We start from the raw sequence: 18692 nt of genomic DNA, 5'->3' as shown, positions 1-18692 counted from the left end.
AGACCCGGCGCCATTCCCGCCGACGGGCTGGTGTAGCTCAGCAGGCAGAGCAGCGCACTCGTAATGCGCAGGTCGCCGGTTCGAATCCGGCCACCAGCTCCAGAGCCCGCCGCGGCGCGACCCGCGGCGGGTTTGTTTTTCTCTTCGCGCGATGTCGCCGGTTTCACCGAATTGGGCGCTTGCTCATGCTCGTGTCCGTTGCGGCCACGGCCCCCGGTACATAGCCATGGATCAGCCGCCAAACAGGCCGCAGGCCACCGTCGTCGTGCCTCCTACGGAGAACTGGTGGCTCTCTTGGAGCGCCTGGCGCCCGGCAGCCGCTTTCTGGTCCAGCAGGGGCTGGACCAGGCCCGCTGGCACGGGCGCCGTTTCGACTTCCGCCACATGGTTCAGCGGGGGGCCGGTGGCGACTGGAAGTGCACGGCTGCGGTGGCGCGAGTGGCCGCACCGGGCGCGGTCCTGACCCACATCCGCCATGGCGCCACGCCCATGGATCCGGAGGCGGTGCTGGTCGCGGTATTCGGCCCCTCCCGCGGCGCGGAACTCGCCTGCGAGCTGGAACAGGCCGCGCTGCTGCCGCTGCCCTGGATCGCGGCTTTGCCCACCTGGCCGACCCCGGCCTGGACCTGGCGGTGGACGAGGGCGGGCGCCTCTGGCTGCTGGAATGCAACGGCGGGCCGGACCTGGGCATCTTTGCCCACGACCCGCAGGCCCTGGAACGCATCCACCGCGCGCCCGTCGAGTACGCCGCGTGGCTGGCGGGCTGGCGTTGACCAATCTGGACAAGCACCGGCCGCGCATGAACCGTAATTGGCCCGGGACGGGCCGCCTTCCCGGCTTGTTGACGGCGAGGACCCTGCAAATGCGAAAAAAGGGCTGTCCACCAGAAGGAAAACCTGGTGGGCGTGCGAATCCCCTTTATGGGTTCCGCATCCTCCGGGGAGGGAGAATCGGCCCGTGGACAAGCGAATCCTGTCGTTCTTTGGCTCCCACGCGCCGCCGGGGGGGAGGCGCTGGTGGGTTGCCCTTATTCCCGCCGCTATCGTGGTGTACCTGTTTGGCACCACGGTCTACGTCCAGTCCCAGTCGACCTATTACCGTGTGGAGTTGCGGGGCGAGACCCTGGGGTATGTCGCCGGCCAGCAGACGGTGGGTGACGCCGTGGCCCAGGCCGAGCGCGACGCCAGCAACCAGTTCGGCTTTCCGGTGCGCCTCGCCACGCCGCCTTCAGTCGAGCAGATCGTGACCCACGACCGGTACCCCACCCTCTCCCAGGATGCCCTGGCGGAGCGCTTGCGGGCAGCGGGCGATTTCCTGACCCGGGCGACCGTGCTGGTGGTCGACGGTCAGGAAGTAGCGGCGCTGCCATCGAGAGAAGCGGCCCAGTCCGTCCTGGACGAGTTGAAGGCGCGGTACGTCCGGGAGCTGGAGGCCCGCGCCGGCGAGGGCAAGCTGGACGTTCGCCGGGTGGCCATCCGCCAGAAGGTGGAATTCCAGGAGCGCGACAACGTACCCGTCGATCAGATCAAGGATGCGGTCCAGGTTCTCGCCATGCTGGCGGCCGGCAAGGAAGAGGAGAAGGTGCACGTGGTCCGGGAGGGCGAGTCGCCCTGGACCATCGCCTCCGCCAACGGCCTCACGGTCGACCAGTTGCTGGCGGCGAATCCGGACGTCGACCCGGAGCGCCTGCAGCCCGGCCAGGAGTTGCGCCTCAACGTGCCGGAGCAGTGGATCAGCTTCGAGTCCGAGGAACTCCTGGTGGTCACCGAGCGCGTGCCCTTCGCCACCCGCCGCGAGTACGACGACGATCTGGATGCGGGCAAGCAGCGGGTGAAACAGGAGGGCGAATACGGCGAGAAGGTCATCACCTACGCCGTCAAGCGCCAGGACGGCCGCATCGTCGAACAAGAGAAGGTCAAGGAAGAGGTCACTCGCCAGCCGGTAGACCGCATCGTGGTCATCGGCACCAGGCCCGTGGCCGGTGTCAGCACGGGCCGCTTCATCTGGCCGCTGCGCGGTCGCATCACCTCCAATTACGGCCCGCGCTGGGGCTCCCTGCACACCGGCATCGACATCGACGGCGTTACGGGCCAGGCGGTGCGGGCCGCCGACGGCGGCACGGTGGTCAGTGCAGGCTGGGCAGGCGGGTACGGCTACGCCGTCCAGATCCGTCACCAGGGTGGGTTGTACACCTACTACGCGCACATGAGCCGCATCGCGGTGCGCGTGGGCGAGGGGGTCGCCCAGGGCGAGGTCATCGGCTACGTCGGGAGCACCGGCCACAGCACCGGCTCCCACCTGCACTTCGAGGTGCGCCGCTGCCCAAGCCCCGGCTGCGCCGTCTCGCCATGGCCCTACCTGCCCTGATGCCGTGGGGCTGCCTGCTCTGATCCCCGAGCGATCCAGAATCCCAGAGGGCGGCACCCAGCCCGGGTGCCGCTCGTTCCTTCCTGCCTGAGGGTGCGGGCGGCGCGAGCCTGGACGCGCCGGTGCTGGGGGCCTGGGATCATCCAAGCCTATCGTCGCTCCATCCGGCCCCTTGGAACGTGACTGACGTGCGCTGTGGCAGTTCTTACGTGGCGCCTTCCACCGCCCCGCTGTACAAAGAAAGGCGGGAGAGACCGGAGGAGGCGCCACCATGGGGATTTTGCATCGCTGGATCCAACAGTTCTTGCGCAACCGGCGCGCGCCCGGGACGGGCCGGCCCGCGGACCTGCCCGCGGATCGGCCCGGTTCCGGCGTGCCGGCTTCCGCCTGCCTTCTTGCGCCGGCTGCCTGCCCGGCTGCGGGCGGCGCTTCGGATCCTGCGACGGGCGGTGGCGCCCCGGACCCTGTAACCGGGGGCCCGCACCGAGCCCACCTCCGGCGCCGGCTGGCAGCCCTGTTGCTGGTCGCCTTGCTGGGATGGGTGCTGGGTATGGCGCCCGGTGGCGCCTCGCCCTCGGTGCGGGCCGCCCAGGTGGCCTGGACGGCTCGCACCGCCGCCTCCCGGGCTGCCGTCCAGCTGCCGCGGCCGGGCTGGGAGCAGCTGGCCGCAGGTCCCGTGCAGGTGATCTACCCCGCCGGCCACCAGGAAGGGGCCTTCTGGGTACGGGACTACGCCCTTGCCTCCTTGCCGCGGGTGGCCCAGGTCACCGGCCTGCCGTTGCCCGACCAGCCGGCGGTGTTCGTGGTGCACGCATCCCCGGCCGACCTGGCGCGTAGTTTCGGATGGGACCCGCAGGACCCGCCCCTGGGGTTCTACGCCGCGGGCGTGATCCACGTGGCCGATCCTCTGACCTGGGCGGGGGAGCGGGAAACCTTCATGCGCCTGGGACCGGTGCCCCACGAGCTGGCCCACTGGCTGCTGGACCGGGCGGCCCTGGGCAATTATCCCGCCTGGTTCACCGAGGGCCTCGCGCAGGCGGTGGACCGGGAGCTGACGGGCTTCACCTTCAGCTGGGCCGGACGGTGCCCGCCGGTGGCATGGGACGACCTGAACGGCGGCTTTGCCTCCCTGCCCACGGACGATGCCTACGGCGCGGCCCTGTGCCTCTACGACCGGCTGGCCGCCCAGGCCGGGCCCGGCCATCTGGCCCAGCTGGCCCGGGAGCTGGCCGCGGGGCGCCCCTTTGCCGCGGCGGCCCGCCAGGTCTACGGGGTCGAACCGGCACGCTTGCTGCCGGGGGCACCGGGCTCCTGACCCGAGGAGGCAGGCCGGTGAAAGGATTCCGCGAAGGGGCCCGCCGCGCTGTACGCCGGCTGGCCGGTGGCTGGGCTCTGGCGCTGCTGGCCGGGGTGGTGGGCGGGCTGGTGGGTGCAGGCGCTGCCTGGCTGGCCAAGCCCGGTATCCTGGGTGCGGGTCTGTGGCTCGCCGGCCCCGCCGCGTCATCCCCCGCCGAGGCGATCCACCGCATCGCCGGGCCTTCGGTGGTCGGTGTCATCAGCACCTACCTGCGACCCCATCCCGTGACGGGAGCTCCCGTGGTGGCAGCCCGGGCGACGGGCTCTGGGGTCATCTTCGATGCCCGGGGCTTCATTGTCACCAACCACCACGTGGTTTCTATGCCGGCTCCCCCCGAGACCACCGCGGGCGGCTCCGGCTCCGCCAGCGCTCCCGGCGGGGCGCCGTCGCCCCCAGCCTCCCCTCCCGGAGGCAGCCAGGGCCGCGCCGGCAGCGGACCGGCCCGGCCCCGGGACATCCATCCCCAGCGCATCGAAATCCTGCTTCCCTCCGGACGGCGGGTGCCGGCGCGGCTGGTCGCCGAAGACTACCCGTATTCCGACCTTGCCGTGCTGTGGGTCGACCCCAGGAGGGCGGGCCCCCTCCAGCCGGCGACCTTCGCCGATTCCGACCGGGTGCGGGTGGGCCAGTGGGTGGCGGCTATCGGCAGCCCGGCCGGGCTCTTCCGGTCCGTCAGCCTGGGCATCGTCAGCGGGGTGCGGGAGGAACTGTTCCAGCCGATGCCGCCGCCCGCCGCAGGCGCCCCGGTGGTGGGCGAACGGATCTTCAGGCTGATCCAGACCGACGCGGCCATCAACCCGGGCAACAGCGGCGGGGCCCTGGTGGACGCCCGCGGCCGGGTCATCGGGATCAACACCGTCAAGATCGCCGGCAGCGGCGGTTCCCAGGACCACTTTGAGGGGCTGGGCTTCGCCATCCCCGCCAACGACGTGCGCCGCATCGCCGGCGACCTGATCCGCTACGGCCGGGTGCGGCGGCCCTCCCTGGGGGTCGAGGTGGTGGACGTGGTCCAGGTGACGGCGCTGGCCCGGGAAGATCCCGCCTGGGCCCTGGAGTTTGCCACGGCTCTGGCCCGCGGGCGCGGCGCCGTCATCTGGCGGGTCGAACCCGGCTCTCCGGCGGCTCGCGCGGGCCTGGCCCGCGGTGAGGTGGTGGTAGGCTGCGACGGTGAGCCCGTCCATGACACCGTCGACCTCCTGCGCATCATCGACGGCAAAGCCGCGGGCCAGCAGGTCACCCTGGAGGTGGCCGGCGCCGCCGGCACCCGCCGCATCCAGGTCACCCTGGCCGAACTCGGTACCTGACAGGGTGTATCATGGGGCCGGGGTGAGCCCATTGCCCGTGCACATCGAACTGCTGGCGGTCGGGGAACTGGACCAGCCGGCCTTGCGGCGGGCGGCGGAAGAGTACGCGCGCCGCCTGGAACGCTACGCCCGGGTCCACCAGCGGCGGGTGCCCGGCGAGCCCATCCCGGCCCGCCGGACCCAGGGTGAGGTCCAGAGGGTGCTGGAGGCCGAGGGCCAGCGGCTGCTGGCCGCCCTCGATCCGGGGAGCTACGCGGTGGCCCTGGACCGCCGGGGTCGCATGTTGACCTCCGAGGACGTAGCCGGGTGGCTCGACCAGCGCATGGTGGAGGGGGACAGCCGGCTGGTCTTCATCATCGGCGGTCCCCTGGGCCTGGCACCCCAGGTCCTGGAGCGGGCACGGGAACGGTGGTCCCTCTCCCACCTGACCTTCCCCCACCAGATGGTGCCCGTGATCCTGCTGGAGCAGCTCTACCGCGCCTTCCGCATCCTCCGGGGCGAGCCGTACCACTACTGACCGGGTAAGCTGACCCAGCCGTTCCGCTAGGGATGCGGTGCCCGGCCCTCGGGCGGGCGCGGCAAGCTCTCCCAGGGCCAGCCCGCACCGGCATCCCGGGGACCGGCCGGCGGTCGGTGCCCCGGGGTCGCGTCACCGGCACCGTCCTGCCCGGGACCGGCACCGCTGCCGGGCACGTCTCCTGCGGGCGCCTCCGGCCCGCCCTGGCCGGGAGGGCCCTGTTCGGGGGTGGCCTCGCCCTGCGGGCTGCCAGGCGGGGAGCCTGGCCCGCCGCGCTCCCTACCCCCGCGCGCGGCGCCCGGGCTGGGGCCGCCGGGCTGGGACGGAGCTTCTTCCGGTTCTTCCCCTTCCGGCCCGCCTTCCGGTTCCTGGGCCGGCCCGCGAGGTGGCTCCGCCGGCGCCTGCGGGCTCTCGGGATCGGGACGGCCGCCGGGCGGGCCGCCCTCCGGTGCTTCCCGCCCTGGGCCCGGCGGCTCCGTTGCGGGAGGCCGCAACCCGGGCAGCCCCGGTAGCTCGGGCAGCGAAGGCAGGGGCACCGGCAAGAGCCCCCGGGGTGCGCCTCCGGCGGCGGCCAGGTCCTCCCGGATGTGAGGATCCTGCAGGAGGGCCAGGCAGTTGGGCGGGGGCACGTGCCCGGCCAGGAACCATTCCTCCCGCCACTGGAACTGCGGGTTGTCCAGAGCACCTGTCAGGGTGCAGGCGCTGGCCCGCACCACCCCGTCGGGACGGGGCCAGTCCCGCGCGGGGCGCCCCTCCAGCGCGACCCGCATGAACGCCTGCCAGATGCGCCCGGCGGTGCTGCTCCCCGTGGCCCCCGCGCCACCGGGCAGCCGGACCGTTTGCCGGTTGTCATCGGCACCAACCCAGACCGCAGCCACCAGGTCCGGTGTATAGCCCACGAACCAGACGTCCCGCGACGCGTCGGTGGTCCCCGTCTTGCCCGCCGCGGGCCGGCCGATGCCCAGGGCGCGCCCGGTGCCGCTATAGGCGGGATCGAAGACGCTCTTGAGCACATCGGTCATCAGCCAGGCCACATCGGGGGCGAGGACCCGTTCCGCCTGGGGGTCGTGCTGGAAGAGCACCCTGCCGTCACGATCTTCAACCCGCAGGATGGCGAAGGGGTCGACCCGCTGGCCCAGGTTGGCCAGGGTCGCGTAGCCGCGTGCCAGCTCCAGGGGGGTGACGGCCGATTCGCCCAGGGCCAGGGTCAGGTGCTGGGTGGTGAGGGGCGAGGTGATGCCCATGCGCCGGGCCAGGGCGGCCACGCGTCCCGGCTTGACCCGGTTCATCCACTCCACGGCGACCACGTTGTCGGAGATGGCCACGGCCCGCCGGATGTCCAGGAAGGCGTTGTGGTACCTCTCGTCCCCGTAATCGCTGGGTACGTAAGGCCGGCCGCCCTCTCCACCGGGGTACTCGCGGGCACGGCACGCCACCGGCGTGGTGATGGGTTCCCCGGCGGCCAGCACGGCCGTGTAGAGGAAAGGCTTGAAGGCGGACCCCGGCTGGCGGCGGGCCCGCACCGCCCGGTTGAAGGGCGTCGTTTCGAAGTCACGGCCGCCCACCATGGCTCGGATGCCGCCGGTGGACGGGTCGAGGGCGATCAGGGCTACCTGGGGCTGCGGTATGCCCTGGTGCTCCTCCAGGGGGGCCACCAGGTCGTCCAGGCGCTGCACGGCGGCTTCCGCCGCTTGCTGCATGTCCAGGTCCAGGGTGGTGTAGATGCGGAACCCGCCGGTATAGATCTGGTTTGCCAGCTCGGGCACCTGGGCGGCCAGCTGGTCCCGGACGTAGTCGACGAAGTAGGGCGCCCGGGTGTCCGGCTCGTCCGGCGGCCGCAGGCGCAGGGGCTCCGCCTGGGCCTGCTCGGCCTCCGCCGCCGTGATCATCCCCAGCTCGGCCATGCGCGAGAGCACCCAGTCGCGCCGCCCCTTGGCCCGCTCCGGATCGCGCCAGTAGATCTCGGGACCGCGGATGAAGGCGGCCAGGGTGGCCGATTCGGCCAGGGTCAGCTCATCCAGGGGCTTGCCGAAATACTCCCGGGCCGCCACCTTGGCCCCGTAGGCACCGCGCCCGAAGTACACCTGGTTGAGGTACATGGTCAGGATCTGGTCTTTGGTGTAGTGGGTCTCCAGCTTGACCGCCAGCAGCGCTTCCCGGAACTTGCGGCCGACGGTGCGTTCCAGGGAGAGGTCGTACAGGGTCCGGGCCAGCTGCTGGGTGATGGACGAGCCCCCTTCCACGATGCGCCCGGCCTCCAGGTTGCGCACCACGGCCCGGCCGATGGCCACGGGATCGAAGCCGTGGTGGCGGTAGAACCGGGCGTCCTCCGCGGCCACCACGGCCTGGCGCAAGCTGCGCGGGATCTCTTCGGGCCGGGCCACCTGGCGGTTCTGGCGGTACAGGCTGGCGATCATCCGGCCCTCGATGTCGTAGACCACCGTGGCCTGGGGGACCTGGGGCTTGGGCAGGGGCGTGGCGGCGGCGAAAGCCACGACGCCGGCCCCGGCCAGGGCCAGGAAGACCACCGCCAGGCCCGCCCAGCGGGCAACCCGCCGGGCCAGGGACGGTCGCCCGTGGCGGCCTCCCCGATGTCCGGAACCGCGCCCGCCGGTTCCTGCGGGGCCGGGCCGGCGGTCGCCCATACCGCCGGTGCGGCGCCGCGGGCGCCACTCGGTGTATCCCCCGCCGCGCGGCCCGGGCCGGTTCGTCCCCCCGTGCCGGGCGCCGTTGGCGGTGCCCATCAGCAACCCTCCCGCGGGTAGTATGGCCGCCCAACTCGTCCTTGCATGGCCGGGAGGGTTTCGATACATTACAGCATGGTTTTCAGGACGGCCCGGCCGGACGAGCGGCCGGCAAAGCGGGCGCGGGGCCGTGGACGGCGCCGGTGCGGCTCGCCGGGCGCCTGTCCGGCTCTGCAGGGGGCATGCCGGCCGGGAACAGGGCCGGCGGCCGTGTTTTCGCGGCGGCCAGGCCCCGGCAGCCCCCGCGTCGCATACCGGCACCGGGCAAGGAGGCGAAGGGGTTGCTTCCCACACCCAAGAAGGTCACGGTGGTGGCGGGCAGCGGCGAGGGCGACCACAAGCTGACGGCCTTCGACAACGCCCTGCTGGCGGCCGGCATCGGCAACCTCAATCTGATCAAGGTGTCCAGCATCCTTCCGCCCGACTGCGAGGTGGTGGAGAAGCTGGACATCCCCCCGGGTTCCCTGACCCCCACGGCCTACGGAACCATCGCCAGCGACGTCAAGGGCGACCGGATCGCCGCGGCGGTGGCGGTCGGGTTCTCCGACCGTGACTACGGCACCATCATGGAATTTTCGGGGCATTGTACCCAGAAGGAAGCCGAGCAGGCCGTGCGGGCCATGGTGGAAGAGGCCTTCCGGCGGCGGGGCATGGCCCTGCGGGAGGTGCGGGTCGCCGCGGCGGAGATGGTGGTGGGGGACCGGCCCGGCGCCGTGGTGGCCGCGGCGGTGCTCTGGTACTAGGTTTCAGCATGCCGGGCGGCGGACCCGTCACCGGAGCGGCGCCGTTCCGGCGGTAGAGCGGGGTGGGCGCAGTGCAGGTTTGGTTTTCCGAAGACCAAACGGCCGACCTCCGGATCTCGGTGCGGGTGCGGCAGGTGCTCCACCAGGAGCGCAGCCCCTACCAGGAGATCATGGTGCTGGACACCGTCCAGTTCGGCCGCATGCTGGTGCTGGACGACGTGATCCAGACCACCGAGAAGGACGAGTTCGCCTATCACGAGATGATGGCCCACGTGCCCCTGTTTGCCCACCCCCATCCGCGGCGGGTGCTGGTCATTGGCGGCGGGGACGGTGGCGTCCTGCGGGAGGTCCTGCGCCACCCCACGGTGGAAGAGGCCCACATGGCGGAGATCGACCAGCGGGTGGTCGAGGTCTCGCGCCGGCACCTGCCCGAGCTGAACAACTTTGCCGACGCCCGCGCCCGGGTGTTCTTCACCGACGGCATCCGCCACGTGGAGGAACATCCCGACGCCTACGATGTGATCATCGTCGACTCCACCGATCCGGTGGGGCCGGCGGTGGCCCTCTTTGGCTCGGACTTTCACCGTGCCGTCTTCCGGGCGTTGCGGCCCGGGGGCATCTTCGTCCAGCAGTCGGAGTCGCCCTTCTTCAACCGCGAGCTGATTCGCCAGGTGCAGGCCTCGTTGCGGCAGGTCTTCCCCGTGGCCGGACTGTACTGGGGCGTGGTGCCCACCTACCCCGGCGGTTTCTGGACCTACAGCGTGGGCACGCGGGGAACCGACCCGCGCCGGCCACGGGAAGGGGCCTGGGAAGAAGCGCGCCTCCAGACGCGGTACTACAGTCCGGAGGTCCACCGGGCAGCCTTTGCACTACCACCCTTCGTTGCCGAGCTGGTGGAGCCGGAGCCGGCCGGTGCACCGGCGGGTGGCCCACCGGTTCCGGGCAGCAAGGGGTCTTGAGGGACACGGCCATGGAAGAACCCTGGTCTCCCGGCCTCTGGGAACGGCCGGGACGGTTCATGGCGGCGGAGGCCGGCTACCCCGAGGCCCAGTGGGTGCTGGCCGGCGCGCCCCTGGAACTTACCGTCAGTTACCGGGCGGGCACCCGCTGGGGGCCCGCCCGCATCCGTGAAGCGTCCTACGCCCTGGAGACGTACAGCCCCCATCTGGACCGGGACCTGGAGGAACTGGCGATCCACGACGCCGGGGACATCGCCCTGCCGCTGGGCAATCTGGGCCAGAGCCTGGCCCGGATCGAGGCTGCCCTGCGGCGGCCCTACGCCGGCGGGAAACGGGTGCTCCTGCTGGGCGGCGAGCACCTGGTCACCCTGGCGGCGGTGAACGCCGCCCTGGACCGCTACCCGGACCTGGTGGTGGTCCAGCTGGACGCCCACACGGACCTGCGCGACCGGTACCTGGACGAGCCTTACTCCCACGCCACGGTGATGCGGCGGGTGCTGGACCTGGTGGGCCCCGGGCGGCTCTGGCAGCTGGGGCCCCGCTCGGGGCTGCGGGAAGAGTTCCAGCTGGCGCGGGAGCAGGGCCGGTTCTACCACGATGTGGAGGAGGGGGCGGACGCCCTGGCCGGCCAGCTGGCGGGGCCGCTGCAGGGCGTTCCCCTGTACCTGACGGTGGACATCGACGTGCTGGATCCGTCGGTGGCGCCGGGAACCGGCACCCCCGAGCCTGGCGGGCCCGACTTTGCGACCTTGCTGCGGGCCCTCTACCGGCTGGCCCGGGCCGGAGCGCGGGTGGTGGGGGCCGACATCGTCGAGACGGCGCCGCCCCTGGACCCCAGCGGGCGGACGGAAATCGTGGCGGCGAAGATTGCCCGGGAAATCCTGCTGGCCTTCACGGGGGAGGTGGCGCAGTGATGGGGATGGATCCCGTCGCGGCGGCGCGGCAGCAGGTGCGGCAGGCCCTGGAGTCAGCTGCTGCCGCAGCGGTGGCAGCGGGCGAGCTGCCCGGCGAGGCAGCGCCTGGCACCGATGCCTGGCGGGGCGTGCAGGTCGAGGTGCCCCGGGATCCCCGCCACGGGGACTTCGCCAGCAACGCGGCGCTGGTGCTGGCAGGGCGGGCCCGCCGGGCCCCCCGGGAGGTGGCCGCCGTCCTGGAGCGCCACCTGCCGGGCGGCGCCTGGTTGCGCAAGGTGGAGGCGGCCGGTCCCGGGTTCCTCAACTTCCACCTGGCCGACGACTGGTGGAGGGAAGGCGTGCGGGCCATCCTCCGGGCGGGCGGGGCCTTCGGGCGCACGGACCGGGGCGGCGGCCAGCGGGTGCAGGTGGAGTTCGTCAGCGCCAACCCCACGGGGCCGCTGGGCGTGGTGAACGCCCGGGCCGCCGCCCTGGGCGATGCCCTGGCCCGGGTGCTTCAAGCCGCGGGCTACCGGGTGGAGAAGGAGTTCTACCTCAACGACGCCGGCAACCAGATCCGCAAGCTGGCCCTTTCCCTGGAGGCCCGCATGCGCCAGGAACTGGGCCAGCCGGCGGAGATCCCCGAAGGCGGCTACCCCGGCGAGTACCTGATCGACATCGCCCGGGACCTTCTGGCCGCCGAGGGCCCGGCCCTCCTGGACCGGCCCGAGGAAGAGCGCTGGGAGCGCATGGCCCGGTTCGCCGTCGAGGCCATCGTGGCCCAGATGCGCACCCAGCTGGCGCGGTTCGGCGTGGAGTTCGACGAGTGGTACCCGGAGACCCGGGTGCGGGAGGCCGGCTACCCCGAGCGGGTGCTGGAGCGCCTGCGCCAGCGGGGCATGGTGTACGAGCAAGACGGCGCCTTGTGGCTGCGCTCGTCCGCGGTGGGAGACGACAAGGACCGGGTGCTGGTGCGGCGGGACGGGGAGTACACCTACACCCTGGTGGACATCGCCTATCACCTGACCAAGTGGGAGCGGGGCTTCCAGCGGGCCATCGACATCTGGGGCCAGGATCACCACGGCCACGTGGTGCCGATGCAGGCGGCGCTCCGGGCCCTGGGCCTGCCCGACGGCTGGTTCGAGGTGTTGTTGACCCAGATGGTGCACCTGGTGCGCGGCGGCCAGGCGGTGCGCATGTCCAAGCGGCGCGGCGAGCTGGTCACCATGGCGGAGTTCCTGGATGAGGTGGATGTGGATGCGGCCCGGTACTTCTTCCTGATGCGCTCGCCCGACACCCATCTGGACTTCGACCTGGACCTGGCCAACCTGCGCTCCAGCGAAAACCCGGTCTACTACGTGCAGTATGCCCACGCCCGGGCCTGCGGCATCCTGCGGCAGGCGGAAGCGGAAGCCGGCCTGCGGCCTGACGAGTCGGTGGACCTGGGCCCCCTGGGCGACCCGGCCGAGAGGGATCTGGCCCGGCGCCTGCTGGATCTGCCGGGTGAGGTGGCGGCGGCGGCCGAAGCACGGGAGCCCCACCGGCTGACCTATTACCTGAAGGACGTGGCCACCCTGTTTCACCAGTTCTACACCCGCTGCCGCGTGCTGGGTGAGGAGGACCCCGTGGCCCAGGCCCGGCTGGCCCTGGTGGACGCCACCCGCCAGGTGCTGGCGACCGCCCTGGGGCTTCTGGGGGTGACGGCGCCCGAACGGATGTAGGCGGCGCCGGCGGCCGCCCCGGGCCGGGGTCCTGCCGCGGGACCCGCCCGCCCGTGCGGCCAGCGAGCAATCCGGAGGGGGATCGATGGCCAAGTTCATCTTCGTCACCGGAGGCGTGGTCTCGGCCCTGGGCAAGGGCATCACCGCCGCCTCGCTGGGCCGCCTGCTCAAGGCCCGCGGCCTGCGGGTGGCCATCCAGAAGATCGACCCGTACATCAACGTGGATGCGGGCACCATGAGCCCGCTGCAGCACGGCGAGGTGTTCGTCACCGAAGACGGGGCCGAGACGGACCTGGACCTGGGGCACTACGAGCGGTTCATCGACGAGAACGTCTCCCGGGCCCACACCGTCACCACCGGGCAGGTCTACCAGGCGGTGATCGAAAAGGAGCGGCGCGGGGACTTCCTGGGTGGTACCGTTCAGGTGATCCCCCACATCACCAACGAGATCAAGGGCCGCATCCTGTCGGTGGCCGAGACCAGCGGGGCCGACGTGGTGATCGTCGAGATCGGCGGGACGGTGGGCGACATCGAGGGCCTGCCCTACCTGGAGGCCATCCGGCAGCTGCGCCGGGACATCGGCCGCGACGAGGTCATGTACATCCACGTGACCCTGGTCCCCTACATCGGTGCCGCCGGAGAGCTGAAGACCAAGCCCACCCAGCACAGCGTCAAGGAGCTGCGCAGCATCGGCATCCAGCCCGACGCCATCGTCTGCCGCTGCGAGCGGCCCCTGCCGCGGGACGTGCGGGAGAAGATCGCCCTCTTTTGCGACGTGGAACCCTCGGCGGTGGTGAGCAACCCCGACGTGGACACCATCTACGAGGTCCCCCTGCGCCTGGAGGAAGAGGGGCTGGGGGAGATCGTGGTGCGCCGCCTGGGCCTGCCCCGGCGGGAACCGGACCTGCGCCAGTGGCGGGAGATGGTCGAACACATCAAGCATCCCGACGGCCAGGTGCGGATCGCCGTGGTGGGCAAGTACGTGGACCTGACCGACGCCTACATCAGCGTGGCGGAGGCCCTGGGCCACGGCGGCATCGCCCACCGGCTGGGGGTCGACATCCACTGGATCCACAGCGAGGCCGTGGAGGAACAGGGTGCCGAGCGCCTTCTCAAGGACATGCATGGCATCCTGGTTCCCGGGGGCTTCGGCTACCGCGGCGTGGAGGGCAAGATCGCCGCAGCCCGCTATGCCCGGGAGCACGGGGTGCCGTACCTGGGCATCTGCCTGGGTCTGCAGTGCGCGGTCATCGAGTTCGCCCGCCACGTGCTGGGGCTTGAGGGAGCCCACAGCACCGAGTTCGACGCCGGCACACCCCATCCCGTCATCGACCTCATGGAGGAACAGAAGCAGGTCACCAACCTGGGCGGCACCATGCGGCTGGGGCGCTATCCCTGCCGGCTGGAACCGGGATCCCTGGCCTGGGAGCTCTACGGGCGGCAGGAGCTGATCTACGAGCGGCACCGCCACCGTTACGAGGTGAACAACCGGTACCGCGACCGCCTCAATGCCGCCGGCCTGCGCACCACCGGCGTGTGGCCGGAGGGCGATCTGGTGGAGGTCGTCGAGTTGCAGGGCCATCCGTGGTTCGTGGGTACCCAGTACCACCCCGAACTGAAGTCGCGGCCCACGCGTCCCCACCCCCTCTTTGCCGGTTTCGTCCGGGCGGCGGCAGAGCGGGCCGGCCTGCGGCCGGTCCGGGCAGGGGCCCGGTCCTGACCCCGCGGGCGCCGGCAGGGAAGCGGGGCGGCTGAACGGAACCTGAACCGTCAGGGGTACCAGGCACCCGGCGGGGCCTGGACGACCGGCGGAAGGAATCCCCCACGAGGAGAAGCGAACCATGACAAGCCAGCGTCAGCCATGGGCCAGCCGGCGCCTGCAGTGGGCTTTTGTGCTCGTCCTCGGCCTGCTGGTGGCCGGATCGGTGGTGGCCCTGCTGGTACCCGGCGGGAGAGACGGCCTGGGGGCAGGAACCGCTGGCCAGATCGCCGTGGTGACCATCGACGGGCCCATCGCCGCCGGTGCCAGCGCCGAGGGGCTGCTGGGTGCCGTGGTGGGGGCCGACGACATCGTCAGCCAGCTGCAGCAGGCCCGCGAGGACCCGGCGGTAGCGGCCGTGGTCATCCGGATGAACACGCCCGGTGGCAGCGCGGCCGCGGCCCAGGAGATCGGCGTGGCCGTCCAGCGCCTGCGGGACGCGGGGAAGCCGGTGGTGGTGTCCATCGGCGACCTGGGCGCGTCGGGAGGCTACTGGATCGCCGCCATGGCCGACCGCATCGTCGCCAACCCCGCCTCCCTGACCGGCAGCATCGGCGTGATCATGGAGGTCACCCACTACGAGGACCTGTACGAGAAACTGGGCATCGATGTCGAGACCATCAAGAGCGGGCCCTTCAAGGACATCGGCTCGGCCACCCGGCCGCTGACGGCCGAGGAGCGGCGGTTGCTTCAGGGCCTGGTCAATGACATCTACCAGCAGTTCGTCGACGTGGTGGCCCGGGGGCGGGGCATGAGCCGGGAGCGGGTGCTGGAGCTGGCCGACGGCCGGGTTTTCACGGGGCGCCAGGCCAAGGCGGAGGGCCTGGTGGACCAGCTGGGCACCTTCGAGGATGCGGCCGACCTGGCCGCCCAGCTGGCGGGGCTTGAAGACTACGAGCTCATCGAATACGGTCCCTCCAGTCCCCTGCAGGACCTGCTGCGCTGGATCGGCGCCAGCGGCCGCACGGGGCTGGTCCAGGGCGCCGGGCCGGTGCCTGAACTGGTGCGCTGGGAGCTGTACCGGGCGGTGCCTCGCTAGGGCGTCGGGGCCGTGGTCCCGGACATCTCAGCGGGCAAGGAGCGCCGCGGGCCGCACCGGCGGGGCGCCGCCAGGGGGGGAAGGGCGGAGTGGAAGAGCAGCGGAGGAACCAGGGCGAGCAGGCGGAGACGGAGCGGGGTTTCCAGGAGGAGGCGGGGGCGTCGCCCGGCTTGGGGCGGCCCGATGCGGGCGGCGGGCCTCCCCAAGCCGGCCAGGAGCCCGGCGCGGCGCAGCAGGCGTCCTCACCCCAGCCGGGAACCGCTTCCCCGGAGGGGGCCGGGCGCGGCGGGGACGGGGGGTACTCCGGAGAGGGAGGAGCGGCCGGCCCGGGCGGGGTCCGGGAACCTCTCGGCACCGGCGACCGGCCGGGGCTGGTGGACTGGGTGTTCGGGGTGATCTTCACGCCGCGGGCGACCTTTGCCCGCCTGGCGGCGCTTGACCGCCCGCCCCTGGGGATGCTGCTCACCGTGGCGATCCTGATCACCGCCGTCAGCGGCCTGGTGCAGGGCACGGCGGCCGTCCGGGAGCTGGCCCTGCCGGTGGCGCCCGGGGAATCCCCGCTGCTGGCCCCGGAGCTGGCCCGGAATCCGGGGGTGAACCTGGCCCTCGGCGTGCTGGTGGCCATCCTGGGCGTGGTGATGATGTTCGTGGGAGCCGGGTTCCTCCACCTGGTCGCCGACCTGGCGGGCGGCCGCGGCAGTGGGGTCCACCTGCTGGCCGCCATGGCGCTTGCGTCCCTGCCCCCCAACCTGATCGGCATCCCCCTGGAGGCGCTGGCGGCGCGGCTGGGCAGCGCCGGGAGTGCCCTGCGCGACGTGAGCGCCCTGGCCATGGGCATCTGGTCGCTGATCCTCACCTACCGGGCTCTCCGGGCCACCAAGCACCTGAGCCGCGGCGACGCGCTGATCGTGTTGTTCGTTCCCGTTCTGGCCTTCCTGGGGCTGGCTGTCCTGGCCGTGCTGGTCATTGCCGGGGCGGCGGTGGTGGCGGGGGCCGCGGCTCCCTGAGCGGGTGCCGGCAGGCCCCAGAGCCCCGGCCGTTGCGGGAATGGCCCCCGCCGCCCGCTTGGACACCGGTACCCGGGGGTGGATGACTTCACCGTCTTCCGTCCTCCTGAGGGCTGCTGCCGTTGTCGCCGCCCGAAGGGGCCAGCCCGGGCGGCACGGGGTGGCCGCCTCCCAGGCGGTGCTGCAGGGCCTGCCAGCGGGCCGCCAGATCCCGCGGGCTGCCGGCGTCGGGGCGGGCCATGGCTTCCCGGTAAAGGGCGGCGGCCAGCTCCGGTGCGGGGCGCCGGAGCTGGTCGGCTGCGGCCACCAGCAGGCGGGCGGGGAGGACCGAGCGGGCGTCGGGTTGCTCCAACCAGGCGGCCAGACGGCGCCAGTCGTTCCGGCGGAGCAGCAATTCGGCCCGCAAGGCGGCATCGCCCCTCTGCTCCAGGTAGCGCTCTACCGCCGGGGCCACCCTTTCCCATTCGCCCGCTGCCCGGGCGGCGGCCTCCAGGGCGTCCAGAGCCGCCCGGGACGGGCGGTCGGCGAAGTTGGCCGCCAGGTACGGTACCGCCCGCTCGGGACGCCCCCGGTTCAGCCACACCTCTGCCACGGCCTGCCGGGCCGCCGCTAAGAGGTCCGGCTCGCCCGCCCGGGCCAGGGCGCGGTGGGCCAGGCTGAGGGCCACCTCGTACCGCCCCGTTTCCCGGAAGAACCGGCTCCCGGCCAGCAGCGCCTCGGGGCCCAGGGCAGCGGCGGTGACGGCCACGGAGGCGGCTGCGCGGGACCGGAGCAGTCCCGCCCGGCCGGGGCCGCCCGCCGGTTGGGCCGCAAGACCTTGGCCCGCCGGATGGGTGACGCCGTGGCCGGGCCGGCGGGAGGCGCCCGGAACGTCGCGGGGGCCGTGGGTTCCGGCGCCGTCCTCGGCCGCCGGTTCGCCAGCGCCGCGGGTGCCGGGGGTGCCGGACCCGGCAGCGGGGGCGACGGTGCCCGGGCCATTGCCGAGACCCGCCGGCAACCCGCCGGTGCGCAGGGCTTCCAGCCGGGTCAGCAGGCGTGCGGCCGCCTCCCACCGGTGGAAGAGCCAGCGGGCGGCTGCCGTTTCGCCCCGGGCCCGGGCCGCCAGCACCAGGCCGGCCTGGCGCCAGAGAAGCCCCGTCACGGTCAGGGTCAGGGCGTCGATGACGCCCGCCGCCAGGGCCCGGGAGGGAGAGCCTGGGCTTGGCACGGGGACCGGGGAACCCTCCCTGCCTGTCCATCCGGCCTCCAGGGCATCCGCCCACTGGTGCAGGGTCTCCGGGTCGGGGTCTGCCCGGCGCTCCAGCTCCAGCAGCCACGCGGACGGGCGCGCGGCAGGCCGGGAGCCCGCCGGTGCCGCGGCCACCCGGCCGCCCGGGGCGGGTTTCGGCGCCCCGGCGGGGTCCGGCTCCCGCCCGCCGCCGGCAACGGGGTCCTGCCGGGAGGCGGAGCCGTCATCCCGTTGGGCACCAGGGGTGGCACCCGCCGGGCCCGTGCCGCCCGCCGGAGCTGGTTCCTCCGGCGGCCGGGCCGGAGCTGGGACCGCCGCGTCCACCTCGGCCAGCAGGGCCGGTTCTTCCTCGACCAGCCGGCGGATCAGTTCCAGCAACTCCCCCCGGGGCCGTTCCTCCAGGTGCTCCAGCCGCTGGTCGACGGAGGCGAAGGTCTCGGGCGCGTGGATCCAGGCGTAAAGCAGCGCCACGGCATGCTTGCACAGGCCGCCGCCGGCCCGGCGCGGGCACTCGCACTGGCCTGCCGCATCGGGCCCCTCCGGGCCGCGCAGCACATGGACCACCGTCCGGGAGACGCCGCGAGAGCCGCGCACTTCCCCCAGCAACCGAGCACCCGAAACCAGGCGGTGTTCCACCCGGCCCAGCAGAAACAGGTCCAGGGCCCGGATGCGAACGGGCTCGGGCGCCAGCCGGGCCAGCATGGCCTCGTTGACGGCAGCCAGCAGGTGATCGGCCGGGGGACGGCCAGGGTGGTTCCGTTCCATGCTCGCTCATCCTTCGCCGGAGGCCGGCAGGGATACCCGGCGGCCGGAAGGCCGCTCCCCTCCAGGATAGCCCATTGCCGTCACCGCCGTCCGGACCCGCCCCGACGGGATGCGGGTCCATCATGGGGTAGCCGCCATGGCTACACAGGGCAAAAATTGGGCGCCAGAGTCCACGGAAATCGCTTCCGGTGTATCGTGCTGAACACAGGTGCGGGCAGGACCCGTTTTATAATGGGCCTCCCAGGAATTGCACCGGTGCACGCTGGGAGGTGTCATCACGCCTGAGCAG

Annotated in this window: 13 protein-coding genes, 1 tRNA gene and 1 pseudogene; 13 read left to right on the top strand and 2 right to left on the bottom strand. The window is 72.7% G+C overall.

What is annotated here, in order from left to right; all coding sequences use genetic code 11:
- The first annotated feature begins 26 nt into the window (after nucleotides 1–26).
- From DYI95_RS11780 to DYI95_RS11755, 6 genes and pseudogenes are all read left to right on the top strand, one after another.
- Nucleotides 27–102: transfer RNA gene (locus tag DYI95_RS11780), tRNA-Thr, on the top strand.
- A pseudogene (locus tag DYI95_RS13315) lies at nucleotides 64–773 on the top strand (YheC/YheD family protein). Before DYI95_RS11780 ends, DYI95_RS13315 begins: the two are co-directional and overlap by 39 nt.
- A gap of 184 nt (nucleotides 774–957) precedes the next feature.
- The gene (locus DYI95_RS11770; protein WP_116899668.1) at nucleotides 958–2367 is read left to right on the top strand and encodes a M23 family metallopeptidase; all 1410 of its coding nucleotides are present in this window, start codon (nucleotides 958–960) and stop codon (nucleotides 2365–2367) included.
- Nucleotides 2368–2884: 517 nt separating this feature from the next.
- Nucleotides 2885–3682 (top strand): hypothetical protein, encoded by a 798-nt coding sequence (locus DYI95_RS11765; RefSeq protein WP_243149999.1) that lies wholly within the window; start codon nucleotides 2885–2887, stop codon nucleotides 3680–3682.
- Between the two features lie 17 nt (nucleotides 3683–3699).
- Nucleotides 3700–5028, top strand: a complete 1329-nt coding sequence (locus DYI95_RS11760) for a S1C family serine protease (RefSeq protein ID WP_116899670.1) — start codon at nucleotides 3700–3702, stop codon at nucleotides 5026–5028.
- A gap of 22 nt (nucleotides 5029–5050) precedes the next feature.
- Entirely contained in the window at nucleotides 5051–5545 is a 495-nt protein-coding gene (locus DYI95_RS11755; RefSeq protein WP_243149768.1) for a 23S rRNA (pseudouridine(1915)-N(3))-methyltransferase RlmH, read from the top strand.
- A gap of 26 nt (nucleotides 5546–5571) precedes the next feature.
- Here the strand turns inward: DYI95_RS11755 and DYI95_RS11750 are convergent, their stop codons facing one another.
- Nucleotides 5572–8289 carry a transglycosylase domain-containing protein gene (locus tag DYI95_RS11750; protein WP_116899672.1) on the bottom strand — a complete coding sequence of 906 codons (2718 nt, stop codon included), beginning with the start codon at nucleotides 8287–8289 and terminating at the stop codon, nucleotides 5572–5574.
- Nucleotides 8290–8570: 281 nt separating this feature from the next.
- Between DYI95_RS11750 and DYI95_RS11745 the strand changes: the two genes are divergently transcribed.
- The 7 genes from DYI95_RS11745 (at nucleotide 8571) to DYI95_RS11715 (ending at nucleotide 16410) form a co-directional block, all read left to right on the top strand.
- A complete protein-coding gene (locus DYI95_RS11745) occupies nucleotides 8571–9032 on the top strand; it encodes a pyruvoyl-dependent arginine decarboxylase (protein WP_116899673.1) in 462 nt (153 codons plus the stop codon).
- 71 nt (nucleotides 9033–9103) lie between these two features.
- Entirely contained in the window at nucleotides 9104–9991 is an 888-nt protein-coding gene (gene speE / locus DYI95_RS11740) for a polyamine aminopropyltransferase (RefSeq protein WP_116899674.1), read from the top strand.
- 11 nt (nucleotides 9992–10002) lie between these two features.
- Complete coding sequence (gene speB, locus DYI95_RS11735) at nucleotides 10003–10905, top strand: agmatinase (protein WP_116899874.1); 903 nt, start codon at nucleotides 10003–10005, stop codon at nucleotides 10903–10905.
- Nucleotides 10905–12605, top strand: a complete 1701-nt coding sequence (gene argS / locus DYI95_RS11730) for an arginine--tRNA ligase (protein ID WP_116899875.1) — start codon at nucleotides 10905–10907, stop codon at nucleotides 12603–12605. Before speB ends, argS begins: the two co-directional genes overlap by 1 nt.
- Before the next feature lie 85 nt (nucleotides 12606–12690).
- The gene (locus DYI95_RS11725; RefSeq protein ID WP_116899675.1) at nucleotides 12691–14325 is read left to right on the top strand and encodes a CTP synthase; all 1635 of its coding nucleotides are present in this window, start codon (nucleotides 12691–12693) and stop codon (nucleotides 14323–14325) included.
- Nucleotides 14326–14446: 121 nt separating this feature from the next.
- Nucleotides 14447–15403, top strand: coding sequence for a signal peptide peptidase SppA (gene sppA / locus DYI95_RS11720; RefSeq protein WP_116899676.1), 957 nt, complete (start codon nucleotides 14447–14449; stop codon nucleotides 15401–15403).
- A gap of 89 nt (nucleotides 15404–15492) precedes the next feature.
- Nucleotides 15493–16410 carry a Yip1 family protein gene (locus DYI95_RS11715; protein ID WP_116899677.1) on the top strand — a complete coding sequence of 306 codons (918 nt, stop codon included), beginning with the start codon at nucleotides 15493–15495 and terminating at the stop codon, nucleotides 16408–16410.
- A gap of 88 nt (nucleotides 16411–16498) precedes the next feature.
- Here DYI95_RS11715 and DYI95_RS11710 read toward each other — a convergent pair whose 3' ends face one another.
- Nucleotides 16499–18403 (bottom strand): SWIM zinc finger family protein, encoded by a 1905-nt coding sequence (locus DYI95_RS11710; RefSeq protein WP_116899678.1) that lies wholly within the window; start codon nucleotides 18401–18403, stop codon nucleotides 16499–16501.
- Nucleotides 18404–18692 lie beyond the last annotated feature (289 nt).

Source organism: Thermaerobacter sp. PB12/4term (genome assembly GCF_003403315.2).
Taxonomy (GTDB): Bacteria; Bacillota; Sulfobacillia; order Thermaerobacterales; family Thermaerobacteraceae; genus Thermaerobacter.
This window is presented reverse-complemented; position numbering and strand designations above follow the sequence as displayed.

What these genes read in the sequence shown, in the direction of transcription:
- DYI95_RS11750 (WP_116899672.1), bottom strand. Translation starts at nt 8,289, where the DNA reads ATGGGCACCGCCAACGGCGCCCGGCACGGGGGGACGAACCGGCCCGGG.
- speB (WP_116899874.1), top strand. Translation starts at nt 10,003, where the DNA reads ATGGAAGAACCCTGGTCTCCCGGCCTCTGGGAACGGCCGGGACGGTTC.
- argS (WP_116899875.1), top strand. Translation starts at nt 10,905, where the DNA reads ATGGGGATGGATCCCGTCGCGGCGGCGCGGCAGCAGGTGCGGCAGGCC.
- DYI95_RS11725 (WP_116899675.1), top strand. Translation starts at nt 12,691, where the DNA reads ATGGCCAAGTTCATCTTCGTCACCGGAGGCGTGGTCTCGGCCCTGGGC.
- sppA (WP_116899676.1), top strand. Translation starts at nt 14,447, where the DNA reads ATGACAAGCCAGCGTCAGCCATGGGCCAGCCGGCGCCTGCAGTGGGCT.
- DYI95_RS11710 (WP_116899678.1), bottom strand. Translation starts at nt 18,403, where the DNA reads ATGGAACGGAACCACCCTGGCCGTCCCCCGGCCGATCACCTGCTGGCT.